General features: G+C 71.2%; 18 protein-coding genes. 5 read left to right on the top strand and 13 right to left on the bottom strand.

The annotated features are described in order from the left end of the window. Positions 1-113: 113 nt before the first annotated feature. The 13 genes from ACZ6BB_RS06365 to ACZ6BB_RS06305 form a co-directional block, all read right to left on the bottom strand. The gene (locus ACZ6BB_RS06365; protein WP_319366709.1) at positions 114-1,526 is read right to left on the bottom strand and encodes an NAD-dependent malic enzyme; all 1,413 of its coding nucleotides are present in this window, start codon (positions 1,524-1,526) and stop codon (positions 114-116) included. Between the two features lie 391 nt (positions 1,527-1,917). Then, on the bottom strand, positions 1,918-4,215 hold the full coding sequence (locus ACZ6BB_RS06360) for a HelD family protein (RefSeq protein ID WP_471614184.1): 2,298 nt from the start codon (positions 4,213-4,215) through the stop codon (positions 1,918-1,920). Between the two features lie 104 nt (positions 4,216-4,319). After that, positions 4,320-5,105 (bottom strand): anti-sigma factor family protein, encoded by a 786-nt coding sequence (locus ACZ6BB_RS06355; RefSeq protein WP_471614183.1) that lies wholly within the window; start codon positions 5,103-5,105, stop codon positions 4,320-4,322. Positions 5,106-5,134: 29 nt separating this feature from the next. Continuing rightward, complete coding sequence (locus tag ACZ6BB_RS06350; protein ID WP_013003188.1) at positions 5,135-5,710, bottom strand: sigma-70 family RNA polymerase sigma factor; 576 nt, start codon at positions 5,708-5,710, stop codon at positions 5,135-5,137. Between the two features lie 290 nt (positions 5,711-6,000). Further along, positions 6,001-6,609, bottom strand: a complete 609-nt coding sequence (locus tag ACZ6BB_RS06345) for a CGNR zinc finger domain-containing protein (protein ID WP_471614182.1) — start codon at positions 6,607-6,609, stop codon at positions 6,001-6,003. Between the two features lie 287 nt (positions 6,610-6,896). Next, the gene (locus ACZ6BB_RS06340; protein ID WP_471614181.1) at positions 6,897-8,117 is read right to left on the bottom strand and encodes a uroporphyrinogen-III synthase; all 1,221 of its coding nucleotides are present in this window, start codon (positions 8,115-8,117) and stop codon (positions 6,897-6,899) included. 196 nt (positions 8,118-8,313) lie between these two features. Further along, positions 8,314-9,696 carry a nitrate/nitrite transporter gene (locus ACZ6BB_RS06335; protein ID WP_471614180.1) on the bottom strand — a complete coding sequence of 461 codons (1,383 nt, stop codon included), beginning with the start codon at positions 9,694-9,696 and terminating at the stop codon, positions 8,314-8,316. Positions 9,697-9,877: 181 nt separating this feature from the next. Then, positions 9,878-11,251, bottom strand: a complete 1,374-nt coding sequence (locus ACZ6BB_RS06330) for a serine hydrolase domain-containing protein (protein WP_471614179.1) — start codon at positions 11,249-11,251, stop codon at positions 9,878-9,880. Between the two features lie 217 nt (positions 11,252-11,468). Further along, positions 11,469-11,939: a helix-turn-helix domain-containing protein gene (locus tag ACZ6BB_RS06325; protein ID WP_471614178.1), complete on the bottom strand. Its 471-nt coding sequence runs from the start codon at positions 11,937-11,939 to the stop codon at positions 11,469-11,471. A 157-nt stretch (positions 11,940-12,096) separates the two neighbouring features. After that, the gene (locus ACZ6BB_RS06320; RefSeq protein ID WP_471614177.1) at positions 12,097-12,894 is read right to left on the bottom strand and encodes a hypothetical protein; all 798 of its coding nucleotides are present in this window, start codon (positions 12,892-12,894) and stop codon (positions 12,097-12,099) included. A 162-nt stretch (positions 12,895-13,056) separates the two neighbouring features. Next, a complete protein-coding gene (locus tag ACZ6BB_RS06315; protein WP_471614176.1) occupies positions 13,057-14,238 on the bottom strand; it encodes an acyltransferase family protein in 1,182 nt (393 codons plus the stop codon). After that, positions 14,235-16,595 carry a glycosyltransferase gene (locus tag ACZ6BB_RS06310; protein ID WP_471614175.1) on the bottom strand — a complete coding sequence of 787 codons (2,361 nt, stop codon included), beginning with the start codon at positions 16,593-16,595 and terminating at the stop codon, positions 14,235-14,237. The genes ACZ6BB_RS06315 and ACZ6BB_RS06310 overlap by 4 nt, the downstream gene beginning before the upstream one ends. After that, a complete protein-coding gene (locus ACZ6BB_RS06305; protein WP_471614174.1) occupies positions 16,595-17,677 on the bottom strand; it encodes a hypothetical protein in 1,083 nt (360 codons plus the stop codon). The genes ACZ6BB_RS06310 and ACZ6BB_RS06305 overlap by 1 nt, the downstream gene beginning before the upstream one ends. A gap of 656 nt (positions 17,678-18,333) precedes the next feature. Here ACZ6BB_RS06305 and ACZ6BB_RS06300 point away from each other — a divergent pair. The 5 genes from ACZ6BB_RS06300 to ACZ6BB_RS06280 are packed head-to-tail and all read left to right on the top strand — an operon-like array spanning position 18,334 to position 24,753. After that, positions 18,334-19,629, top strand: coding sequence for an ABC transporter substrate-binding protein (locus ACZ6BB_RS06300; protein WP_471614173.1), 1,296 nt, complete (start codon positions 18,334-18,336; stop codon positions 19,627-19,629). After that, positions 19,626-20,597: a carbohydrate ABC transporter permease gene (locus ACZ6BB_RS06295; protein WP_471614172.1), complete on the top strand. Its 972-nt coding sequence runs from the start codon at positions 19,626-19,628 to the stop codon at positions 20,595-20,597. The genes ACZ6BB_RS06300 and ACZ6BB_RS06295 overlap by 4 nt, the downstream gene beginning before the upstream one ends. 17 nt (positions 20,598-20,614) lie before the next feature. Continuing rightward, positions 20,615-21,436: a carbohydrate ABC transporter permease gene (locus tag ACZ6BB_RS06290; protein ID WP_471614704.1), complete on the top strand. Its 822-nt coding sequence runs from the start codon at positions 20,615-20,617 to the stop codon at positions 21,434-21,436. A gap of 24 nt (positions 21,437-21,460) precedes the next feature. Beyond that, entirely contained in the window at positions 21,461-23,743 is a 2,283-nt protein-coding gene (gene yicI / locus ACZ6BB_RS06285) for an alpha-xylosidase (protein WP_471614171.1), read from the top strand. Continuing rightward, entirely contained in the window at positions 23,740-24,753 is a 1,014-nt protein-coding gene (locus ACZ6BB_RS06280; RefSeq protein ID WP_471614170.1) for a LacI family DNA-binding transcriptional regulator, read from the top strand. The genes yicI and ACZ6BB_RS06280 overlap by 4 nt, the downstream gene beginning before the upstream one ends. Positions 24,754-24,759: the final 6 nt, after the last annotated feature.

Here is a 24,759-nt window from a genome sequence, read left to right as displayed (position 1 = left end):
TTGGGAGTCGCGGCAGGCCTGAGCTTGGCCGCCACACTAAAGGGCGGCACAAGCCCGGCGGCCCCGCGACGCGCCGGACGGCGCGGGGCGTGGCAACCGTCACAGCGACGGGCTCAGGCCGACGCCGCCGCCTTCGCGGCCTCACGGACCGCCCCGGCGACCGCGCCGGCGACCTTGTCGTTGAAGACGCTCGGGATGATGTAGTTCGGGTTCAGCTCGTCCTCGGTGACGACGTTCGCGAGCGCGGTGGCCGCGGCGAGCATCATCTCGGTGTTGACGGTGCGGGACTGGGCGTCGAGGAGACCGCGGAAGACACCCGGGAAGACCAGCACGTTGTTGATCTGGTTGGGGAAGTCCGAGCGGCCGGTGGCCACGACGGCCGCCGTCTGCCGGGCGACGGCGGGGTCGACCTCGGGGTCGGGGTTCGCGAGCGCGAACACGATCGCGTTGTCGGCCATGGCGGCCACGTCGTCGCCGTCGAGGACGTTCGGGGCGGAGACACCGATGAAGACGTCGGCGTCGCGCACGGCCTCCTTGAGCGTGCCCGTGAGGCCCTCGGGGTTGGTGTTGTCCGCGATCCAGCGCAGCGGGGAGTCGGCGGCGGCGTCGACCAGGTCGGTGCGGTCGCAGTGCACGACACCGTGGATGTCGGCCACGACGGCGTTCTTCACACCGGCGGCGATGAGCAGCTTGAGGATGGCCGTGCCGGCCGCGCCGGCGCCGGACATGACGACGCGGATGTCCCCGATCGCCTTGCCCGCGACGCGCAGTGCGTTGGTGAGGGCGGCGAGGACGACGATCGCCGTGCCGTGCTGGTCGTCGTGGAAGACCGGGATGTCGAGGGCCTCGCGCAGCCGGGCCTCGATCTCGAAGCAGCGGGGCGCGGAGATGTCCTCCAGGTTGATGCCGGCGAAGCCGGGGGCGATGGCCTTGACGATCTCGACGATCGCGTCGGTGTCCTGGGTGTCGAGGCACAGCGGCCAGGCGTCGATGCCGGCGAACCGCTTGAAGAGGGCCGCCTTGCCCTCCATGACGGGCAGCGCGGCCTTGGGGCCGATGTTGCCGAGGCCCAGCACGGCGGAGCCGTCCGTCACGACCGCAACGGAGTTGCGCTTGATGGTGAGGCGGCGGGCGTCCTCGGGGTTCTCGGCGATCGCCATGCAGACGCGGGCCACGCCGGGGGTGTAGATCATCGAGAGGTCGTCACGGTTGCGGATGGGGTGCTTCGACGCCATCTCGATCTTGCCGCCGAGGTGCATCAGGAACGTACGGTCGGAGACCTTGCCGAGCGTCACACCCTCGATGTGGCGCAGCTGCTCGACGATCTCGTCGGCGTGCGCGGTGGAGGTCGCGGCGATGGTGACGTCGATGCGGAGCTTCTCGTGGCCGGATGCGGTCACGTCGAGGCCCGTCACCGAGCCTCCGTGGGACTCGACGGCTCCGGTGAGCTGGGAGACCGCGGTTCCGCTCGCGGGCACCTCCAGCCGGACCGTCATCGAGTAGGAGACGCTGGGCGCCGTTGCCATGGCCGACTTCCTCTGCTTTCGCGCGTACTTCTGCTACTGCGTTTGCTGCGTTTTGGTTGTCCGATCGTCGCACCTACCGCCGGGTAGGCGTTAGCCGTCCGGGGTTGAGAACGTTTTGTTCACAACGAGAAGAGGTCCACGTCACATTCGACGTGGACCTCTTCCGGCGTTCAGTGGCACCGACCCGCCATGCTCGCCTCGCGGCAAGTGGTCGCTCTGAGCGACGAAGGTTGGGCCCGGGGGCTTGGATCGAGCCGGTGCCACCCACAAGGCTAACAGGCGCCTCGGAGTTCGGGGAGTTGGTGATGCGCCCACGGGTGCGGGTGGTTCGTGGTTGCTCGCGCAGTTCCCCGCGCCCCTGAAAGGCAACGGGGCTTCGCCCCCCTGCCTTTCAGTCGCGCAAGAGGTCCGGGACTCCCCTCGCGTCCGGGTCGTCCCGCTCCGCCGACACGACCGTCAGCTGCTGCGTCGCCCGCGTCAGGGCCACGTACAGCACCCGCAGCCCCGCCGGGGACTCGTCCGCGATCTCCGCCGGGGAGACGACCACCGTGGCGTCGTACTCCAGCCCCTTCGCCTCCAGGCTGCCGAGGGCGACGACGCGGTCGCCGAGACCGGCCAGCCAGCGGGCGGCCTCGTCACGGCGGTTCATGGCGACGACGACGCCGACCGTGCCGTCGACGAGGTCCAGCAGGCGCGCGGCCTCCGCGCGGACCGTGCGGGCCAGGGTCTCGCGGGCCGCCGTGACGAAGCGCGGCTCGACGCCGGTGGAGCGGACCGCCGAGGGGGACTCGGAGCCCGGCATGGCCAGCGCCAGCACCTTGGCCGCCAGTTCGGCGATCTCGGCCGGGTTGCGGTAGTTGACGGTGAGGGTGAAGCGGCGGCGCGGGCGGCTGCCCAGCGCCTCGTCGCGGGCCTCGGCCGCCTCGTCCGGGTCGGACCAGGAGGACTGGGCGGGGTCCCCGACGACCGTCCAGGTGGCGTGGCGGCCCCGGCGGCCCACCATCCGCCACTGCATCGGGGTGAGGTCCTGGGCCTCGTCGACGATGACGTGCGCGTACTCGGTGCGCTCCTGCGCCAGCCGCTCGGCCCGCTCCCGCTGGGTCTCCTCGCGGACCGGCATCAGCTCCTCCAGCCCCGTGAGCTGGTCCAGGGGGTCGAGATCGCGTTTCCTCCTGGGGCGGGCCGGTACGCCGAGCACGGCCTGGAGTTCGTCCAGCACGGCGACGTCGTGGACCGACAGGCCCTCGCGTTTCAGGGAGCGGGCGACCCGGCGGACCTCACCCGGGTTGAGGATGCGCCGGGCCCAGCGGCCGAGGCGGCGTTCGTCGGACATGGCCGCCAGCACGCCGCGCGGGGTCAGTTCGGGCCACCAGGCGTCGAGGAAGGCGATGAAGTCGTCCTCGCCGGTGATGTCCTCGTCGAAGGAGGAGCGCAGCTCGGCGGCCAGCTCCGGGTCGCTGTGCCGGCCCGCGGCGCCCGACCGGGCCCACAGGGCGTCGAGGAGGAGCTTGCGGGCGCGGGGGCGGAGCAGGTTGACGGGGGCCGTGCCGCCGAGCGCGTTGTGGCGGATGCGGTCCAGTTCGGGGGCCTCCAGCTCGACGCGCCGGCCGAAGGCGACGACCCGGAGGCGGGTGGGCGCGTCGCTCGACTCCAGGGCGCCCCGGGCGGCCTTCCGCAGCACCTTGAGCATCCGGTACGAGCCCTTGGCCCGGGCCACGGCCGGGGAGTCGTACAGCGTGGCCTCCATGCCGTCGACCAGGGAGCCGATCGCCCGGATGGCGACCTGGCCCTCCTCGCCGAGGGACGGCAGCACGCCCTCGGTGTAGGCGACGAGCAGCGGGGTCGGGGAGACGATCAGGATGCCGCCCGCGTACCGGCGCCGGTCCTGGTAGAGGAGGTACGCCGCCCGGTGCAGGGCGACGGCCGTCTTGCCGGTGCCGGGGCCGCCCTCGACGTAGGTCACGGAGGCGGCGGGGGCGCGGATCACCAGGTCCTGTTCGGCCTGGATGGAGGCGACGATGTCGCGCATGGTGTGGCTGCGGGCCTGGCCGAGGGCGGCCATCAGGGCGCCGTCGCCGATGACGGGCAGCTCACCGCCCTCGAGGGATGCCTTCAGCTCGGGGCGCATCAGGTCGTCCTCGACGCCGAGCACCTTGCGGCCCTTGGAGCGGATGACCCGGCGGCGGACGACCCGGCCGGGGTCGACCGGGGTCGAGCGGTAGAAGGGAGCGGCGGCGGGGGCGCGCCAGTCGATGACCAGCGGCGCGTACTCCGAGTCCAGGACGCCGATACGGCCGATGTGGAGGGTCTCGGCGATGTCGGCGGTGTCGTCGGGGCGGACGGCGCCCTCGGCCGGTTCGACGGCGGTGTACGCGCCGTCGGGGCCCTTCTTGCCGTCCTTGCCGAGCAGCAGGTCGATACGGCCGAACAGGAAGTCCTCGAACTCGTTGTTCAGCCGGTTCAGGTGGATGCCGGCGCGGAAGACCTGGGCATCCCGCTCGGCGAGTGCGCCGGGGGTGCCGACCTGGCCGCGCTGGGCCGCGTCGTTCATCAGGAACTCGGCCTCGTGGATCTTCTCCTCGAGGCGCCGGTACACCCGGTCCAGATGTTCCTGTTCGACGCCGATCTCCTTCTCACGCACCGAGTCGTGAGCGGAGTCGAGCGTTTCCTGCTGAACCTGAGCGGCCACCCGGGCCCCCTTCTGACGTGCTGGGCAGCCGTCCACCGTACGCGAAAAGGACCCCGTCAGGCTATGTGCCCGACCGGGGTCCTCTCACCACGTGTTCCGACGTGTCATGCCTTGACCGAGACGAGCTTCTTCCCGCTGAAGGTCAGAACCTCGAAGTGGTCGATCTGGTCCGGCGTGAAGGCGGCGCCGCCGTGGACATAGAGCGGGTTCCTGGCCTGCTCGGTCTGGGCGTTCTTGATGCCGTAGCCCCACTTCGGGACGGACCAGGAGGTGACCGTCTCGCGCTCGCCGTTCTTGCCGACGGCGATGAGCGAGCACTTCTCCGGACCCTTGACGTTCTTCAGCTCCAGGACCGCGTGCGTGCCCCAGGCCTTGGACTCCATGGCGACCGTGGCGCTGACCTGGCTGGCCGCGTCGGTGCCGGAGACCTTGTCCTTGTCGGCCATCTTGACGAAGGCGTCGTGGGCGGGCTGGCTGGCGACCGGCGGCTTGTCCGCCTCGCCGCCGCCCGTCGTCGCGAACACGGCCGTCGGGCCTCCGACGATCAGGGCGACGCCCGCCGCCAGCATGAAGAAGTTGCGCCGGCTCTTCTTCGCGCGGTGCTGGACGACCTCGCCGACCAGGCGGTCCGCGAGTCCGGTGGTCGGTTTCGCGGACAGGGACTCGCCGATCGCGGGTGTCCCCTGAGCGGCGGGCAGGTCCGCGAGCGCGGCCAGCATCGGTTCCATACCGGCCAGCTCGTCGAGCTGCTGGCCGCACCACTCGCACGTGGCGAGGTGGATTTCGAACTGTGTGGCCTCGGCGTCGTCCAGTATCCCGAGGGCGTACGCGCCGACGGTCTCGTGGATGTTGTCGCCGGACCCCTGGGCTCCTTGCACAGATCCGGGCATTCCCGGTCCATACCCCCCGTAGATGTTGCTCATGCCGTCACCCCGCGCTCCTCTAGAGCCAGCTTCATCGACCGCAGGGCGTAGAACACCCGGGAGCGGACGGTGCCACTGGGGATGCCAAGCGTCTCGGCCGCCTCATTGACCGTACGCCCTTTGAAATAGGTCTCGACCAAGACTTCCCTGTGGGCAGGGGTCAGGTCGTCCAGCGCGTCCGACAGTGTCATCAGCCACAACGCCTTGTCGATCTCGTCCTCCGCGGGGATGACCTCCAGCGGCGACGGGTCGACCTCCTGCGGCCGGGCCTGCCGGCTGCGGTGGCCGTCGATGACGATGCGACGTGCGACCGTCACCAGCCAGGGGCGTACCGAACCGGTCGCTCGATTGAGCTGACCGGCGTTCTTCCAGGCCCGGATGAGAGTTTCCTGCACAACGTCCTCGGCACGCTGGCGGTCGCCCGCGACCAGACGCAGCACGTACGCGAGCAAGGGTCCAGCGTGCTCGCGGTACAGCGCGCGCATCAGCTCCTCATCAGGCTCTGAGGGCTGCGATGCGCGATGTCGTGCCCTGTGCGGGCGTTCATCGGCCACAGCGGAATCCTTGCGCACGGCTACCTCCGGTGTCCGGGGGTTCCCCCAGTCGGTCGCTCACATCGGGATACGTAGGTAACCAGTTGTGTGTTCAGAGTTGAGCCACAACTTTCTCGATTAAACGCGGTGCGGGTGGGGCAGCTGGGGGACAAGTGGTCCCATATCCCTGCTTAAACCGGCACGCATGGACGGGAATTGTGAAGACACCCGCGTCGCGATGTGAAAAACAGCACTGCTGCTTCTTTACGGCAACTTGAGGTTTGCCCAACTGCCGGGCCGGGTAACGCGGGTGGGCGTCTCCGCCCCGACTACACGCGGGCCAGGGCCGCTCGGCGGCGGTGCCGGGCCACGCGCTCGCGATTGCCGCAGATCTCGCTGGAGCACCAACGGCGGCGGCGGCCGCGGGAGGTGTCGACGTACACGATGGGGCAGTTGTCGCCCGCGCAGCGGCGCAGGGCGGCGCAGGCCGCCGGGTCGGTGAGCAGCTCCACGGTGTCGCGGGCGATCAGGGCGAGCAGGGACGCGCGGTCGGGGATGCGGTGCAGGGTGCGGATGAGGGTGCCGTCGTCCGTGCGGACGGCCCGGAGGGCCGGAGTGGGCGCGCACGCCAGGTCGTTGACCCTTGCCAGGGAGAGGTCGAAGGGGTGGGGGCCGGGGGCGCGGGGGCTGGAGGCGCGGGAGTTCGGAGCACGGTCCGGGTCGGTGTGGACCAACTGTCCGATGTGTCCGCGTAGTTCCCGGAAGTCGACCAGCCAGTGCGGGGTGATGTGGGCGAGGTGGGTGCCCTCGGGGACCAGGCGGGCGGCGGTGATCCAGGTGCGCAGGGCGTCCGGGGAGTCGAGTTGTTCCTCGGGATGGGTGGTGGCGAGGAAGTCCAGGCAGAGGTGGCCGCAGTCGAAGCGGGGGTCTTGTGCCATGGGCTTGTCACCGCCGTGGGGTTGCCGGCCGGCAGGGGTGCGCTCGGGAGGTACGTACCCCTTACAGTGCCTGGGCGCACGCCGGGCGGGAACCCTCCGGTGTGCGGCCGGTTCCGCTCGCCCCGCCGCCCCTGCCCGTCCCGTTCCAGGGGCTGCGCCCCTTCGACCCCCATCTGCCGCTCCGGTGGGGGCTTGTCGCGCAGTTCCCCGCGCCTCTGAAAGACCAGGGGATGCGCCCGTGGCAGACAGGGGGCCGCGCCCCTGACGGGCCAGGGGCCGTGCCTCCCCTACGCGTCGTACTTCGTGTCCGCCGCGGGGTCCAGGGCCAGGCGGTAGCCGCGTTTGACCACCGTTTGGATGAGTTTTGGGGTGCCCAGGGCTGTGCGGAGGCGGGCCATGGCCGTTTCCACGGCGTGTTCGTCGCGGCCCGCGCCGGGGAGGGCCTTGAGAAGGTCCGAGCGGGGGACGACCCAGCCCGGACGGCGGCAGAGCGCGCGCAGCAGGGACATGCCGGCCGGCGGTACGGGGCGGAGGTCGCCGTCGACGAGGACCGCGTGGCCCCGGATCTCCACCCGGTGGCCGGCGATGGGCAGCGTGCGGGCGCGGCCGGGGAGTTCCTGGCACAGGAGCTGGACGAGGGGGCCGAGACGGAACCGCTCGGGCTGGACCGTGTCCACGCCGTGGGCCTGGAGGGGCAGTGCCGTCACCGGGCCCACGCAGGCGGGGAGGACGTCGTGGTTGAGGGCGTTGAGCAACTCCGGGAGCAGGCCCCGGTCCTCGGCGCGGGAGAGCAGGGACGCGGCCGCCGGGGCGCTGGTGAAGGTGAGGGCGTCGACGCCACGGCCGATCGCCGAGTCGAGGAGACGGTCGACGGGCGTGATGTCCTCGGGGGGCATCCACCGGTAGACGGGGACGCCCACGACCTCCGCTCCGGCGGCTCGCAGGGACTCCACGAAACCGGGGAGGGGTTCGCCGTGGAGCTGGATGGCGAGACGGCGGCCCTCGACGCCGTGTTCCAGCAGCCGGTCGAGCACCTCGGCCATGGATTCGGAGGAGGGGGACCACTCCTCGGTGAGCCCGGCGGCGCGAATGGCACCCTTCACCTTCGGTCCGCGCGCCAGGACCTCGACGCCCCGCAGCCGGTCGAGGAGCGCCTCGCCGAGGCCCCAGCCGTCGGCCGCCTCGATCCAGCCGCGGAAGCCGATGGCGGTCGTCGCCACCACGATGTCGGGCGCCTGGTCGATCAGGTCCTTGGTCGCGGCGAGCAGTTCGCTGTCGTCGGCGAGCGGCACGATGCGCAGGGCGGGGGCGTGGAGCACCGCGGCTCCGCGGCGCTGGAGGAGTGCTCCGAGTTCGTCGGCCCGGCGGGCCGCCGTGACCCCCACGGTGAAGCCCGCGAGCGGCCCGTGTTCCGTCGGCGCTGTTCGATCCATCCGATCCATCAGAACCGTCCTGTCTGGTTGATCGGCTCGATCTGATCGCTCGGGTCGCTGCTGTTCGTCGTACATGGCTCTCGTCCCGCAGTCGAGTCGTTGCAGTCAGTCGTCGCGCTCGGTGAAGCATGAGGTGAAGCGTTTGACGGAGCGTTCGGTGGCACGGATCGGCGCTCCCCCATGCCGAACGAGCCTGTCAACGGCGCGTGACAGGCTCGGTTCGGGTTGATGTCGCTGGTGTTACGTCGCACGTGTCACAGCATGGGCGATGTCACACCTCGGCGTAGCTGAGCTGCGGCTTCGTCTCCGTCGCGGCCGTCGCCGTAGAGGTGTTCGAGGCCGAGCGGCGAAGGTATACGGCCCAGGTCACCGCGAAGCAGAGCCCGTAGAAGGCGAGGAAGGCGACGAAGGCGCCGGTGCCGGAGCCCACGGAGAGGAAGGACTGGCGGAAGGCCAGGTTGATACCGAGGCCACCGAGGGCGCCCACCGCGCCGATGATGCCCATGGAGGCACCGGAGAGACGGCGTCCGTAGGCCGCGGCCTCCTCGCCCTCCAGCCCCTTGGCGAGGGCCTTGGCCTGGAAGATGCCCGGGATCATCTTGAAGGTGGAGCCGTTGCCGAGTCCGGTGAGGACGAAGAGCGCGATGAACGCGGTGGTGAAGAGCGGCAGCGACTTCTGCATGGAGGCGATGACGATGATCCCGGTGGCGGCGGCCATGCCGACGTAGTTCCACAGGGTGATCTTGGCGCCGCCGTACTTGTCGGCGAGCGCGCCGCCGAGGGGCCGGATCAGCGAGCCGAGCAGCGGGCCGATGAAGGTGACGTAGGCGGACTCCAGGGGCGTACGGCCGAACTGGGTCTGCAGGACGAGGCCGAAGGCGAAGCTGTAGCCGATGAAGGAGCCGAAGGTGCCGATGTAGAGGAAGGACATGATCCAGGTGTGGGCCTCCTTCACGGCGTCCTTGGCCGCACCGGTGTCGTTCTTCACGGACGCGATGTTGTCCATGTAGACGGCGGCGAGGACCGCGGCGATGACGATGAAGGGGATGTAGATCCCGAGCAGGACGCGGGGACCGCCGGAGGCGCCGATGACGGCGAGACCGATGAGCTGCACGACCGGGACACCGATGTTGCCGCCGCCCGCGTTGAGACCGAGCGCCCAGCCCTTCTTCCGCAGCGGGAAGAAGGCGTTGATGTTGGTCATGGAGGAGGCGAAGTTGCCGCCGCCGATACCGGCGAGCATCGCGCAGACCAGGAACGTGTTGAACGAGGTCCCCGGCTCCATCACGACGAAGGCCGCGACGGTCGGGATGAGCAGCAGGCTCGCGGAGACGATCGTCCAGTTGCGTCCGCCGAAGATCGCCACCGCGAAGGTGTACGGGATGCGGACGATGGCGCCGACCAGCGTGGCCATCGAGACGAGGAAGAACTTGTCGGCCGGGGTGAGCCCGTACTCGGGGCCCATGAACAGGACCATCACCGACCATACGGTCCAGATGGAGAAGCCGATGTGCTCGGAGAGGACCGAGAAGATGAGGTTGCGACGGGCGACCTTCTCGCCGGTCTCGTTCCAGAAGGCCTCGTTCTCAGGGTCCCAGTGCTGAATCCAGCGGCCTCCCCTGCTCGATGCGGGGGCAGTGCTCGGGGCTGTCATGACGCCTCCACGTTCTCCGGGCTCAGGTGTTGCGATACGGGGATGAGGGGTGATGAGTCCCGAAGGTAGGGAGAGTGCGTTTCCTGTTCTGTGGCACCGGGTGACCGGAAGGGAACTTTGCTCTCACGGATGCGCGGACCCGCCGGTGAGGAATCGGTGAGCGGGGCGTCATACCCGGTGGTCATGCCACCTTCGGTGCGGCCCTCATGCCAATGTAGGCGCACCGGGTGCCGTCGCTCAGCGTGGCGAAGACCACAGGCATCCAGTCCTCCGCGAACGAGGAGCCGCCGCCCGCGCCGGCGAACACCGTGTCCGACAGGGGTACGAGGTCCATCTCCAGGTCCGGCGAGTAGCCCACCATGCCGTCGACGAAGGCGTAGGTGAGATGCGGTGTGCCGTTCCTCTCGGCGATCGTGATGACGACTCCCTCCCTCTTGTACGTACCGGCCCAGGGCGTGATGTCGACGGCGGGCGGCTCGGCGGCGGGGGCGAACGGCGCGGGCATCGTGATCCCGGCCAGCTCCGCCATCAGCTCGCGCAGCAGGTCGGCGTAGAGGAGGCGGGACGAGCCGCCGTTGGTGAGCAGCGCGACGGCGACGCCCTCGCTCGGCACCACCCGGAGGAAGGCGTACTGCCCGGTCGCGGCGCCGTCGTGCCCATAGCCCGGGACGCCGTCCCAGTCGTACAGGGTCCAGCCGAGACCCCAGCCGTCGGCGCTGACCGTCCACTTGTCGGGTACGTCGGTCTCGCGGGCCCGCATGGCCGACACGGTCTCGGGGCGCAGGATCCCGGCGCCGCCGTCGAGGTGGGCCTTGGCGTACCGGACCACGTCACCGGCGGTGGCGAGCACCCGCGCGCCCGGGCCGGCCGCGCGCGGCATCATGTCCCACACGGGGGCCGGGACCTGGGTCCCGCCCTCCCCCGCCATGTGCCCCATGGCCACGCGGAACGGCAGCGCCTCCTCCGGCAGGGTCATGGTGTGCGCCAGTCCGAGCGGCGCGAACACCCGCTCCCTGAGCGCCTGGTCCCAGGTCAGCCCGGTCAGCACCTCGACGATCCGGCCGAGCACGACGTACCCGATCCCGCTGTACGACACCGCCGTACCCGGCGGGCAGTCCATCGCCACGCCCTTCGCGGCCTCGACGTACCGGGCGATCGCGTCGTCGCCGCGCCCCGTGTCGATATGGAAGTCGCAGGTCAGGCCGCTGGTGTGGGAGAGCAGCATGCGGGGGGTGATGACCTCGGTGGCCGCCGGGTCGACGGTCGCGAACTCCGGCAGCACCTTCACCACGGGGACGTCCAGGTCGAGTTCGCCGGACTCCACCAGCTGCATGACGAGGGCGGCCGTGTAGACCTTCGCGATCGAGCCGAGCTGGAAGACGGAGTCGGTCGTCGCCTCGACGCCGGTCGCCGTGCTGAGCACACCGCTCGCCAGCTCGTGGATCTCGCCGTGGGCGAGGAAGGCGAGTGTGGCGCCGGGTACTCCGTGAGCGGCGCGGAGGGTGTCGAGGCGCTGCTGCCAGTGGGCGAGGTCGAGAGCGGTGCGCTGAGTCATGGCGGGTCCTTCGGGTGTCGGAGGCGTGATGCCGGTGGCCGGACGAGAGGGCGAAGCCGCCGCCGTACGCTGTGCGGCGACAAGGAACACTGTACGCACTGCGAACAGTGTTCGCAACGCCGTACGACGTTCCGGATCGTCCGCGAAAAAGGGCCGCACACGACAGAAGCCGTGTACGGCCCTCAAGTGGGGACGCGTGGTTGCCGAGCGTCGCAGGTCAGGGGCCGGTCCGCCCGTCCGCCCCGGCGCCCGTGTCCGGGACGGCGGGGCCGGGGGCCGAGCCGCGTCTGAACTGTTCGGTGACCCGGACGAAGTCCGCCCGCAGGTGCTCAGGGATGCCGAGCGCCGTCGCCGCCTGCTCGGCGGAGAGCGGGTGGGCGCCGGGGGCCGGGGTGGTCCCGGGTGGCACCGGCGGCCGGGGCAGGTCCTGCTCGGTGAGCTTGCCCGATCGGATCAGGAGGTCGCGGACCGGGACGCCGAGTGCTCGGGACAGGCCCCGCATCGTCTCCAGGTCCGGCATGCTCCGGCGCTGCAGCAGCCGGGTGATGGCCGCCCGGTGCACCCCCGCGTCCTCGGCGAGCCTGGTCCTGCCGCCGCCGCGCGGGCTGTCGATGTCGTACCCGTGCGCCCGCATCACGCCTTCGATCCAGGCCGCGAACGCGTGGATGTGTTCGGCATCGCTCTTCATGTGTGGACGCTCCCCGCCTCTCCTTTCCCCTCAGTCGCCGCCGCCCCGGCCCCGGGTTGCCGCCCGTCCGGCACGGCCTCGGGCGTCGCCGCCCGGCGACCTGGGGCGGCGGTGCCCGACGGCGTCCACGTCGCCGGGCACCGCACCCCGCCCGTGGTCAGCCCGACGCCTCACCCACATAGCTGAGCGTGTCCGTGCCCCCGGCCTCCCAGGTGATGACCACGTCGTCGCCGGAGCGGCGGACCGTGGCGAAGGTGACGTCGTCGTCGCTGACGTTCTTCGAGGCCATGGGGGTGAGGGCCATGCGGAAGTTGTTGTCGTCGCGGTACTTGCCGACGCCGGTCATGATGCCCTTGCCGCCGACCATGTCGATGTAGGACAGCGGGTGCTGGCCCTTGGCCTCACCGGCCGTCTGCTCGGCACCGATCGTCAGGGTGCGGGCCTCGTCGTCCTGCCACTGGCCCTCGACGCCCTGGGCCGGCGCGGTGGACGAACCACCGTCGTCCAGGCCGCCGTCGGGCGTGCCGGTGGCCTCCTCCGTGGCCTCGTCGGCGGCCTCCTCCGACTCGGCCGGGCTCTCGGACGGCGTGGCGGACACGCTCCGGCCGGGCCGGGCCGTGTCGGTGTCGTCCCCGTCACCGGCGAGGAGGAAGACGCCGCCGCCGATCACCGCGAGCGCCGCCACGGCGGCCACGATGATCAGCGCGACCTTGCCTCCGCCCCCGGACGGCGGGGGCGGCGGCGGGTACCCCCCGTACTGCGGACCGTACGGGGGCGCCCCCGGCGCCCCGTACGGCGGCTGCCCGCCACCCCCGTACGGCTGCTGAGGAGCCGTCGCGTACGGGTTCGGCGGCTGGCCGGGGACCTGGCCCGGGGGCGTGTACGGCCCGGGGTACGGCTGCTGGGGCGGCTGCGAGCCGTAACCGTCGTACGGCGGGCCGGGAGGCTGAGTCATCGGCGGGTGTCACTCCTTGAGTCGCTTCGGCGAGGCACGAAGTGCGGAACACCTGCCTCCAGCGAGCCCAACATCCACCACCCGCTCAGTCGCACGCAAGTACGTATCCCGGTTGGTTACCGGGTCAATACATGACCGAGCACACGTAACCGGCCGGCCGCGTCAGGACCTGCTCCCGGCCCTCCCCGCATCCCCACTCCGCGGCCACAACCGCGGCCTGCGCCGGGCCGCGAGATCCTCCGCCCAGCCGAACGCGACGACACAGGCGACGACCAGCAGCCAGGTCAGGGCCAGCACGGGCCAGACGCTCTCCAGCAGCCACGGGGTGTGTCGTTCGAGGAACACCACGTCCCACAGCCGGTCCCACTGGGCCGAGGCGATCATGATGCAGGTGGTGTGCCAGAGGTAGATCGTCACCGCGCGGGAGTTGAGGAAGGTGATCACCCCGTCCCAGCGGCGCAGCCGCGGCGGCCACCGCGACCACGACGGGCTCAGGTGCAGCAGCAGCGCCACCGCGGCGACGGACCACAGGGACTGGGCGAACGGCATGTCGTCCAGGTCGTGGCCCTGGCCGTAGTCGCCGCGCAGGGCGAACCAGAGGCCGGCGAGGGCGACCGCCGGGGCCACGGACGGCACGACGTACCTCGGCAGGCGCTTGAGGATGCCCTCCTGGTGGGCCATGCCGAGGAGCCAGCAGGCGCCGAAGGTGGCGAAGTCCGTGAAGCCCGCGGCGAGTCGCTCACCGGGGACGACCAGCCAGCCCAGCTCCAGCAGCGCGGCCAGGGCGAGCGGCGCGAGGACCGTCACCACCGGCATCCTCCGCAGCGCGCGCAGCAGCACTGGGGAGAGGACCACGTACCAGATGTAGGTGCGGACGTACCAGAGAGGTCCGGCCAGTTCCACGGCCCAGTCGGCGCCGATGAAGCCGTGCACCCCGGGCAGGCCGTCGGCGTACGGCGGCTCGCTGACCGGGAGGATCCAGAACGCGAGGTGGAACCACCACCACAGGGGATGCCAGTACGGATCCGGCGCCCAGCCCTGGGCCACCATGCCGGTCACGCCGACGACGCCCAGCAGCCACACCGGTGGCAGCAGCCGGCGGAGCCGGCCCCTGACGACGGCCGGCGCGGGACGCTTCAGCGAGCGCGCCATGAGGTTGCCGGCGAGCGCGAACATCACGCCCATGGAGGGGAAGACGAGCGGCAGCCAGCTCCAGCCGGCCAGGTGGTAGAGCACCACCCGGAAGATGGCGAGGGCCCGCAGCAGGTCGAAGTAGCGGTCCCGGCCGGAGACGGCCGGGGCGGCCGGGGTCTGCGGTGCGGAGTCCTGGGTGAGGGTGCTCATCCGACCGGCCTCCGCTCTCCCGGCTGCTGCTGCGGCACGGCGGCCGCCTGTTCCTGCGGCGCGCCGGGCAGCCCCACGGCCCCCGTCCGCCGCAGCTTCTGCCAGCGCAGCCGGCCGCCGGTCAGGGCCGTGATCCACGACTGCAGCAGGACGACGTACATGAGCTGGCGGTAGAGGATCTGCTGGAGCGGGAGCGAGATCAGATGGGTCATGCGCTCCTTGTCGAGGCGGAACGCCAGCGCGGCGCACACCACCTGGACCGCCAGGACACCCAGCCAGGCGCCGATCGTCTTCTCCGTGGGTCCGAAGACCAGCCCGTAGAGCAGGAAGACGTCGATGAGCGGGGCCAGCAGGGGTGCCACGACCATGAAGAGGGAGACCAACGGCAGGCCCACGCGGCCGAAGCGGCCCGAGGGACCCCGGTCGAAGAGGGAGCCGCGGTGCTTCCAGATCGCCTGCATCGTGCCGTACGACCAGCGGTAGCGCTGCGACCACAACTGCTGGACGGATTCGGGGGCCTCGGTCCAGGCGCGCGCGTTCTCGGCGTACACGACGTGCCAGCCGTCGCGGTGCATGGCCATGGTGATGTCGGTGTCCTCGGCGAGGGTGTCCTCGCTCATGCCGCCGACGCGTTCGAGGGCCGTGCGCCGGAACGCCCCGACCGCGCCGGGGATCGTCGGCATGCAGCGCAGGACGTCGTACATCCGGCGGTCGAGGTTGAAGCCCATCACGTACTCGATGTGCTGCCAGGCGCCGATCATGGTGTCGCGGTTGCCGACCTTGGCGTTGCCCGCCACCGCGCCGACCCGGGGGTCGGCGAACGGCTGGACCAGCTCACGGACGGTGGACGGCTCGAAGACCGTGTCGCCGTCCATCATCACGATGATCTCGTGCCGGGCGTTGGCGATGCCCCGGTTGAGGGCGGCGGGCTTGCCCGCGTTGAGCTGCCGTACGACACGGACGCCCGGCAGGTCCCTGCCCAGTTCCTCGACGATGCCGGCCGTGCCGTCGCTGGAGCCGTCGTCGATGACCAGCACCTCGATGGGGTGGTCGCTCGCCACCAGCGAACGGACCGTCTTCTCGATGCACTTGGCCTCGTTGTACGCCGGGACGAGCACCGACACCGGTTCCGTGACGGGTCCGTCCGCACCCCAGCGGAAGCCGCGGCGCCTGACCTTGCGGGCGTGCGCGATCGACAGGATCAGCATCAGGCCGAAGCGGGCGAGGACGAGGACGCCGACGACCGCGAGGGCGACCACGAGGACGCTCGTCGTCCGCTCCGAGACCTGCACCAGCGTCACCCAGACCTTGCCCTTCACCAGGCCGAGGCCGGTGACCGGGGTGTGCGCGCTGGGGGCGTCCAGGGCGCCGGTGAGGGTGTCGAACGTGTAGCCCTCGGCCTGGAGTCCGCTGATGTAGCGGTCCAGCGCGGCGACGGTCTGCGAGCGGTCGCCGCCGGCGTCGTGCATCAGCACGACGTGCCCGTCACCGCGCTCGGGTGTGGCACGGCGGATGATCTCCTCGACACCGGGCCGGGCCCAGTCCTGGCTGTCGGTGTCGCTGACGACGGTGATGTAGCCCCGGCTGCCGATGTACTGCGTGACCGGCCAGGTCCGGTTGTCCATGCGCGCGGAGAACGAGGAGTACGGCGGCCTGAACAGGGAGGTACGGATACCGGCGGCGCCCGCGAGCGCGAGCTGGTTCTGCGACAGCTCCCAGTCGATGCGGTCCTTGCTCTGGAGCGAGAGGTCGGGGTGGTTGAAGGTGTGCAGACCGATCTCGTGGCCCTCGTCGACCATCCGCCGCACCAGGTCGGGATAGCGCGAGGCCATCGTGCCGGTGATGAAGAAGACGGCCTTGGCCTCGTGCTTCTTCAGCATGTCGAGGACCTTGGGGGTCCACGTGGGGTCGGGTCCGTCGTCGAAGGTCAGGACCAGTTCGTGATCGGGGATGTCGAGGCTGGATCGGCGGCCCGAGCGGGTGTCGATCACGGGCCCGCCCTTGAGTATCTCCTTCGGCACCCGGTCGTTCGCCACCGGCGGCCCGACCCGGTGGTCCGCGAGGATCTCGCTGTGCACGTATCCGCGGAGCATCAGCATGGCCATCAGGGCGACGAGCAGGACACAGGGCAGCAGATAGCGCAGCGGCACGCGGCGTCCGGAACGCTTCCGCACGCGCTTCCTCGGGCTCGTGCCGGGGCTCCTTCCGGAACTCGGGCTGGGGCTCGGACCTTCGGCCGTGTCACCGGCCGGGTCGTCTGCCGTGCCGCCCCCGGGGACCTGGGGTGGACGCGGTGAGCGGGTATGACGTTGGGCGGCGGCACGTGAAGACGTGCCGCCGCGCTCGGGGCGGGTCATTATGCGGGGCTCTCCGGGTTCTGCGGGTCCTGCGGGCTCGCGGGCTCCTGCGGGCTCTGCGAGTCCGCCGGCGTCGACGGGGCGGGCTCGACGGGCGCCGGGGACGCCGGGCCGTCGGCCACGGTGTCGGAGCCCGGACCCGGGTCGGCGGAGCCGGTCTCGGAGGGCGTGGGTGAGGGCGAGGGCGAGGCCGCGGGGCTGGGGTCGACCTTCGGCGGCTCGGGCGCGGAGGCCGACGGCTCGGGGTCCTTCGCACCGCCGCTGGGCTTCGGCTGCGGCTTCGGTGTCGCCTTGGCGCTGGGCCCGGCCGACGGCTCGGCGCCGGCGGAGTTCGCCGGCTGCTTGGCCTTGCCGGACGAACCGGCCGGGGACTTGGCGCCGGGCGAGGACGTCGCTCCCGTACGGCCCCCGCCCGGACCGGCGTCCGGTACGAAGCCCTCGGCCTCGTCGGACCGGTCGTCCGACTCGGCCGGCAGCGGGGGTGTGTCCACCTTTCCGGCCGGCTTGTCGTCCTTCTGCATCGGCACCGGCAGCCAGGGCGCGTCCGAGTTGCCCGACACCAGGGTGCCGACGATGACCACGGCGTACGCCGCGCAGGCGGTGCCGACGGCGATACCCAGCCGCCGGTAGAGGTTCCTGCGCCGGCCCGACTCGTCCACGAAGACGGGCCCGTCGGAGTCCTGGCCGGCGCCCGCCGCGTCCCCGGCCCTGCCGGCGTGCCTGCCCTGGCCCTCGTCCACTTCGCGCCCCACGCCGTCGAGTTGCACGGTCACCTCGTGCGGATCGTGATTGCGGCCCGGCCGGCCGGGCTGCTCCCAGGGCGCCGGGTCGACACCCGGCACGGCCCCGGGGGCGGTCGGCTGCCGGGGCACTCCGAGACCGGAGGACCCGGAGATCTCCGCCCGTCCGGAGACTTCGCCTGCGTGGTCCCGCTCCGTCCGGGACACGGCTGCCGTTCTGCCGGCGGCCTCGGGCCAGACCACCTCGCCGGAGCCACTACCACCACGGCCGGGACCGGGGCCTTCACCTTCGCCCTCGGTCCGCTTCGGCTGAATGCCGTTGGGCCAGTTGTCGACGTGCACGCACTTCCCCCCACGGGATCGTTCCGAGCGCGTGTTCGATGCCGGGCTGTCGCACTTCCTGTACCGGACCGGGCCCCCACCCGCTCCGGGGCGCCCCACCCATCACACGCACCCTGGCCAACGAATGTATGGGTGGGAAAGATGTGCATGTGTGCGCTGTCAGGCGAAGGTCATCATGATGAGTGCATCTGTGGGCGGAATCCACCCGTCCTCCGGATTCGACGGCCATAATTCCGCCGCCCCGCCCACGGCCCGCACGAGCCCCTTCCGCCCCACCGGCGAGCGCTGAAACGTCCGGCCGACGGAGCGAGCCCGGCGCTCCGGCCCCCACCCCTCCGCCCGCCCGGCCGTGCCCCGTCCGTCCACTCCGGCGCACGAGGACCCGGCGCCCGCCCCCGCCCCGGCGTCCGGCCGCTGTCACGGACAGGCCCACCACCACGGCCCTGCACCGCACCACCCCGCCGCCGCCGAACCACACCCCCCGCGAGCCCCCGCGCGAGCCGGGCGCGCAGCACCGGCCCGCCGCGGATTCCCGTTCGCCCCATTGACGCATCACCGCCCCGCCCCTACCTTCCGTCGAAGCGCTTCGACATCATTCATCGAAGCGATTCGACTGCACCTTTCGACGATCCATCCGACTCCCCCGGAGGCACAGGATGTTGACGGCACGAAGGCGTACGGCGGCGGCCGCGGCGGCTCTCGGCGGAGTTCTGCTCCTGGCCTCCTGCGGCGGTCCGGACAGCGGCGGCGGTGGTGACGGGCGGACGCTCCGCCTCTGGCACTACGAGGGCCCGGACAGCGCGATGGGCGTGGCCTGGAACGCGGCGATCGAGGAGTTCGAGAAGACCCACCCGGGCGTCGAGGTCGAGTTCGAGGAGAAGGGCTTCGAACAGATCCGCAAGACCGCCCCCATGGTCCTCAACTCCTCCGACGCGCCCGACCTCATGGAGTACAACAAGGGCAACGCGACCGCCGGGCTCCTCTCCCGCCAGGGCCTCCTCACCGACCTCACCCCGCAGGTACGGAAGCACGGCTGGGACAAGAAGCTCAGCGCGGGCGTCCGCACCACCAGCCGGTACGACGCCGACGGCGTCATGGGCTCCGGCGCCTGGTACGGCGTACCGAACTACGCCGAGTACACGATGGTCTACTACAACAAGGACCTCTTCGCCGAGCACGGCATCGAGGAGCCCACCACGCTCACCGAACTCACCGCCGCCATGGACGAGTTCGTCGACGCGGGCATCACCCCGCTCGCCAACGCCGGCGCCGAGTACATGGCGCAGCAGTACCTCTACCAGCTGGCGCTGAGCCGGGCGGACCGCGCCTGGGTGGACGCCTACGAGCTGTACGAGGGCGAGGCCGACTTCCACGACACCGCGTGGACGTACGGGGCGCAGACCTTCGCCGACTGGGTGGAGAAGGGGTACATCGACGAGAAGTCGACCGGGGCGAAGTCGGAGGACGCGGGCGTCTCCTTCATCCGGGGCAAGGCGCCGATCCTGTTCTCGGGAAGCTGGTGGTACGGCCGGTTCCAGGCCGAGAACACCTTCGACTGGGGCACCTTCCTGTGGCCCGACACGAACCTCACGCTCGGCTCCGGCGGCAACCTCTGGGTCGTCCCCGAGGGCGCGAAGAACAAGGAACTCGCCTACGACTTCATCGACATCACCCTGTCGAAGAAGATCCAGAACCTGCTCGGCGACAAGGGCGGTGTCCCGGTGGCCGCCGACCCCGCCGCCGTCACCGACCCCCGGGCCAAGAAGCTGATCGCCGACTTCAACACCCTCTCCGAGAAGGACGGTCTGGCCTTCTACCCGGACTGGCCGGTGCCCGGCTTCTACGACGTCCTCGTCTCCGAGACCCAGAAGCTGATCACCGGCGACAGCGACCCGGACGCCTACCTGGACGCGGTCGGGAAGGCGTACGAGAAGGACGTACCCAAGCGATGACGGCGACCGTGGAGCGCCGGGCGGCGGGCGGAGCGGCGCGGCGCACCGGCCGCCCGCGCCGGTCCGGCGGCGACCGTGGCTCCTACGCGCTGTTCCTCCTGCCCGGCGCCCTCGCCTTCCTCGCGGTCGTCGTCGTCCCGTTCCTGATGAACACGGGAGCGAGCTTCACCGACTGGCAGGGGGTCGGCAGCCCTCGATGGTCGGGGCTCGCCAACTACCGTGAGCTGCTGGACGACTCCGCCTTCTGGGCGTCGTTCCGGCACAGTCTGTTCATGGTGGTGGCGATGGCCGCCGTACCGACCGCGCTCGGACTGGTCCTGGCCGCCGCCCTGTTCGACTTCGTCGGCAAACACTTCGGCAGCCGGGTCACCGCCGTGCTGCGGGCCTGCTTCTACCTGCCCCAGGTGCTGCCGATCGCCGTGGCGGGCATCGTCTGGAGCTGGATCCTCGCCCCCGAGGGCGGCTCCCTGAACGAGCTGCTGAAGGCGGTCGGGCTCGGCGGATGGCAGCAGGACTGGCTGGGCGACCCCGGCCTCGCCCTCTACACGGTCATGGCCGTGATGGTGTGGGTGCAGCTCGGCTTCCCGCTGGTCGTCTTCATGGCCGGGCTGCAGCGCGTCGACCCGGCCCTGTACGAGGCCGCCGAGCTGGACGGCGCCGGCTGGTGGCGCCGCTTCCGGCACATCACGCTGCCGCAGATCCGGCCCGAGATCCATGTGGTCCTGCTGTGGTGCACGATCGCCGCGCTGAAGGTGTTCGGCGCGGTGTACGTCCTGACGAAGGGCGGCCCCGGCGGCGCCACCGACGTGCCGTCGTACTTCTCCTTCACCACGTTCTTCGAGAAGACCCAGGTCGGCTACGGCGCCGCGGTCTCCACCGTCCTGACCGTGATCGTCCTCGCCCTGGCCCTGGCCGGCCTGAGGCTCCAGACCCGCGCCGAGGACGCCGACGAGGGGGCGCCCGCATGACCGGACGGAACCCGCGCATGGCCGCCGCCCGCCGCTACCCGGTCCTCGTGGCCCTCTGCGTCGCCGCCCTCTTCATGGTCGTCCCGTTCCTGATCGTGGCCCTGAACGCGGTGAAGTCCCCGGCCGAGTACTCGCGGAGCGGTCCGCTCAGCCTCCCGGACGGCCTCTACCTCGACGGGCTGAAGGACTTCTGGCAGCGGGTCGACTACGGCCGGAAGCTGTTCAACTCGGTGCTGATCAGCGGTTCGGTGGCGGTCCTGGCCGTCGTCCTGTCCGTGCTCAACGCGTACGCGATCGGCATCGGCCGGCTCCGGGGCCGTACCTGGATCCTCGCCTTCTTCGTGCTGGCGAACGTGCTGCCGCAGGAGGCGCTGGTCTACCCGGTGTACTTCCTCTCCAAGGAGGCCGGCCTCTACGACACCCGGCTGAGCGTGGTCATCGTCTTCACGGTGATCCAGGCGGCCTTCGGCACCTATCTCCTCTCCTCGGTCCTCGGGCGCTTCCCCCGCGAGATCGTCGAGGCGGCCCGGATGGACGGCGCGACCAAGTGGCAGGTGCTGTGGCGGATCGTCGTCCCCGTGAGCCGGCCCACCCTCGGCGTGCTCCTGGTGTTCTTCTTCGTCTGGACCTGGAACGAGTTCCTGCTCCCGCTCGTGATGCTGATCTCCAACGACAACCAGACCGTCTCGGTGGCCCTCGGCGTCCTCCAGGGCCAGCGCCTGATGGACGCCACGATGACCAACGCGGCGGCCCTGCTCGGTCTGCTGCCCGCGCTCGTGTTCTTCCTCCTCTTCCAGCGCACGCTCACCCGCGGCATCGCGGTGGGAGCCGTGAAGTAGGCCCCGGAAAGGAACCCCCCACCCATGAAGTTCACCGACGGCTACTGGCTGCTCCGCGAGGGCGTCACCGCGGCCCATCCGGTCGAGGTCCTCGACGTCACCGTCACGGACGGCACCCTGCGGGTGCACGCCCCCACCCAGCCCGTCCGCCACCGCGGCGACCTGTTGAAGGGACCGGTCGTGACGATCGACGCCCACTCCCCGATGCCCGACGTCATCGGCGTCACCTTCACCCACTTCGAGGGCGAACGGCCCCGCGGGCCTCGGTTCGAACTGAGCACCGAGGAGTTCACCCCGCACACCTCCTACGACGACGAGCACGCCACCCTCACCGCCGGAGAGCTGTCGGTCCGGGTGGCCCGCACCGGCCCCTGGCACGTCGACTTCCTCGCCCACGGCCGCACCCTCACCACCAGCGGCCCCAAGTCGATGGGCATCATGCGCGAGGCGTCCGGTGCCCACCACCTGCGCGAACAGCTCAACCTGGGCGTCGGCACCTCGGTGTACGGCCTCGGTGAACGCTTCGGCCCGCTCGTCAAGAACGGGCAGGTCGTGGACGTCTGGAACGCCGACGGCGGCACGGCCACCGAACAGGCCTACAAGAACGTGCCGTTCTATCTGACCGACGCGGGCTACGGCGTCTTCGTCGACCATCCCGGCAAGGTCTCCTTCGAGGTCGCCTCGGAGGTCGTGTCGAGGGTGCAGTTCAGCGCGGAGACCCAGCGGTTGACGTACTACGTCATCTACGGCCCGACCCCGAAGGAGATCCTCCGCAAGTACACGGCCCTCACCGGCCGCCCCGCCCTGCCGCCCGCCTGGTCGTTCGGCCTGTGGCTGTCGACCTCCTTCACCACCTCCTACGACGAGGAGACGGTGACCTCCTTCATCGAGGGCATGCGGGAGCGCCGGCTCCCGCTGTCCGTCTTCCACTTCGACTGTTTCTGGATGCGCGAGTTCCAGTGGTGCGACTTCACGTGGGACCCCCGGGTCTTCCCCGATCCGGAGGGCATGCTGGCCCGCCTCAAGCGCCGGGGTCTCAGGATCAGCGTCTGGATCAACCCCTACATCGCCCAGCGCTCCCCGCTGTTCGCGGAGGGCAGGGACCTCGGCCATCTCCTGCGCCGCCCGGACGGCGACGTCTGGCAGTGGGACCTCTGGCAGCCCGGGATGGCGCTGGTCGACTTCACCAGCCCGGCGGCCCGCGCGTGGTACGCGTCGAAGCTGGAGGCGCTGCTCGCCCAGGGCGTCGACTGCTTCAAGACGGACTTCGGCGAGCGGGTGCCCCTGGACGTGACCTGGTCCGACGGCACGGATCCGGAGCGGATGCACAACTACTACACCTACCTCTACAACCGCACGGTCTTCGACGTCCTGCGCAAACACCGGGGCGAGGGCGAGGCGGTGCTCTTCGCCCGGTCGGCGACCGTCGGCAGCCAGAGCTTCCCCGTCCACTGGGGCGGCGACTGCGAGTCGACGTACGAGGCGATGGCCGAGTCGCTGCGCGGAGGGCTGTCGCTGGGGCTGTCGGGCTTCGGGTACTGGAGCCATGACATCGGCGGCTTCGAGGGCACCCCGACCCCCGCGCTGTTCAAGCGGTGGATCGCCTTCGGTCTGCTGTCCTCCCACAGCCGTCTGCACGGCTCGTCGTCGTACCGGGTGCCCTGGCTCTTCGACGACGAGTCGGTGGACGTCCTGCGCGAGTTCACCCGTCTGAAGCTCGGCCTGATGCCCTATCTCCACCAGGCCGCGCGCACCGCCCACACCGAGGGCGTCCCCATGATGCGCGCGATGGTGCTGGAGTTCCCGGACGACCCGGGCTGCGCGCATCTGGAACGCCAGTACATGCTCGGCCCCGACCTGCTCGTGGCCCCCGTCTTCAGCGACGAGGGCGACGTCACGTACTACGTCCCCGAGGGCACCTGGACCCGCTTCCCGGCCGGCGGGACGGTCACCGGCCCCCGCTGGGTCCGCGAACGGCACGACTTCACCAGCGTGCCGCTCCTGGTCCGGCCGGGCGCGGTCGTCCCGGTCGGCGCGGTGACCGACCGCCCGGACTACGACTACGCCGACGGGGTCACGCTGCGTGCGTACGGCCTGGCGCACGGGGCCCAGGTCACCGTGCCGGTGGGCGACGTGACCTTCACCGTCGTACGGGAGGGCCGGGTGCTGCGGGCGTCGTGCGGTGACCCGAGGGCGCCGTGGGGGCTCGCGGCCGGGGGGCGGGAGGTCCGGGCGGAGGCGGGCACGGGCTTTCTGACGATGGACCTGGACGAGGAGGCGGACCCCGCGGGAACGAGGAAGGCGTGACGGTGAAGATCACGGACGTGGCCCGGCACGCGGGCGTCTCCCCCAGCACCGTCTCGTACGCGCTGAGCGGCAAGCGGCCGATCTCGGCGGAGACGCGGGCCCGGGTCGAGGCGTCCATCCGCGAGCTGGGCTACCGTCCGCACGCGGGCGCCCGCGCCCTGGCCAGCAGCAAGTCGAACGTGCTGGCGATGGTGATGCCGTTACGGGCCGGGATCCATGTGCCCGTGGTCATGCGGTTCGCGGTCGCGGCGGTCACCACGGCACGCGCGCACGACCACGACGTCCTGCTGCTGACGCAGGAGGAGGGCGAGGAGGGGCTGCGACGGGTCGCGGACTCGGCCCTGGTGGACGCGCTGATCGTGATGGACGTCCAACTCCACGATCCCCGGCTTCCGTTGCTGCGCTCCCTGGACCGGCCGTCGGTACTGATCGGGCTCCCCGCCGACGGTTCCGGGCTGACCTGCATCGACCTGGACTTCAGGACGGCGGGCGAGCTGTGCGTGGAGCACCTGGCCGGGCTGGGGCACCGCGTGGTGGCCCTGATCGGCTCCCCGCCCGAGGTCTACGTCCGCCGGACCTCCTTCGCCCAGCGGGTCGTCCAGGGCTTCACCTCCGCCGCGACCCGCAACGGCGTGTCCTCCACGGTCCACCCCTGCGAGCCCACCCCCGCGGCCGCCCGGGCGGTGGCGGAGCGCCTGCTGCGGGAACATCCGGCCCTGACGGGCGTGGTCGTCCACAACGAGGCGGTGCTGGACCCCCTCGTCGACGCCTTCGAGCATCTGGGTCTTCGCGTCCCGGCCGATCTCTCGGTCACCGCCCTGTGCCCGGACGACCTCGCCGCGAACCTCCGGGTCCCGCTCACCTCCGTCGCCATCCCGGCGGCTGAGGTGGGCGAGCAGGCGGTCGCCCTCCTGATGCGCAAACTGGCCGGCACCCACGTGCCCGAGGCCACCCTGCTCCGGCCCCGCCTGACCGTCCGGGCGAGCACGGCCCCCCGCGTGCCCGGGTGACGGGGA

The sequence above is a fragment of the Streptomyces sp. NPDC041108 genome (genome assembly GCF_055592645.1).
The sequence above is the reverse complement of the archived record's forward strand: the minus strand, read 5'-3'. Positions and strand labels throughout refer to the sequence as shown.

What these genes read in the sequence shown, in the direction of transcription:
- ACZ6BB_RS06315 (WP_471614176.1), bottom strand. Translation starts at nt 14,238, where the DNA reads ATGAGCACCCTCACCCAGGACTCCGCACCGCAGACCCCGGCCGCCCCG.
- ACZ6BB_RS06330 (WP_471614179.1), bottom strand. Translation starts at nt 11,251, where the DNA reads ATGACTCAGCGCACCGCTCTCGACCTCGCCCACTGGCAGCAGCGCCTC.
- yicI (WP_471614171.1), top strand. Translation starts at nt 21,461, where the DNA reads ATGAAGTTCACCGACGGCTACTGGCTGCTCCGCGAGGGCGTCACCGCG.
- ACZ6BB_RS06335 (WP_471614180.1), bottom strand. Translation starts at nt 9,696, where the DNA reads ATGACAGCCCCGAGCACTGCCCCCGCATCGAGCAGGGGAGGCCGCTGG.
- ACZ6BB_RS06345 (WP_471614182.1), bottom strand. Translation starts at nt 6,609, where the DNA reads ATGGCACAAGACCCCCGCTTCGACTGCGGCCACCTCTGCCTGGACTTC.
- ACZ6BB_RS06290 (WP_471614704.1), top strand. Translation starts at nt 20,615, where the DNA reads ATGGCCGCCGCCCGCCGCTACCCGGTCCTCGTGGCCCTCTGCGTCGCC.
- ACZ6BB_RS06310 (WP_471614175.1), bottom strand. Translation starts at nt 16,595, where the DNA reads ATGACCCGCCCCGAGCGCGGCGGCACGTCTTCACGTGCCGCCGCCCAA.
- ACZ6BB_RS06340 (WP_471614181.1), bottom strand. Translation starts at nt 8,117, where the DNA reads ATGTACGACGAACAGCAGCGACCCGAGCGATCAGATCGAGCCGATCAA.
- ACZ6BB_RS06365 (WP_319366709.1), bottom strand. Translation starts at nt 1,526, where the DNA reads ATGGCAACGGCGCCCAGCGTCTCCTACTCGATGACGGTCCGGCTGGAG.
- ACZ6BB_RS06355 (WP_471614183.1), bottom strand. Translation starts at nt 5,105, where the DNA reads ATGCCCGGATCTGTGCAAGGAGCCCAGGGGTCCGGCGACAACATCCAC.
- ACZ6BB_RS06300 (WP_471614173.1), top strand. Translation starts at nt 18,334, where the DNA reads ATGTTGACGGCACGAAGGCGTACGGCGGCGGCCGCGGCGGCTCTCGGC.
- ACZ6BB_RS06295 (WP_471614172.1), top strand. Translation starts at nt 19,626, where the DNA reads ATGACGGCGACCGTGGAGCGCCGGGCGGCGGGCGGAGCGGCGCGGCGC.
- ACZ6BB_RS06320 (WP_471614177.1), bottom strand. Translation starts at nt 12,894, where the DNA reads ATGACTCAGCCTCCCGGCCCGCCGTACGACGGTTACGGCTCGCAGCCG.
- ACZ6BB_RS06325 (WP_471614178.1), bottom strand. Translation starts at nt 11,939, where the DNA reads ATGAAGAGCGATGCCGAACACATCCACGCGTTCGCGGCCTGGATCGAA.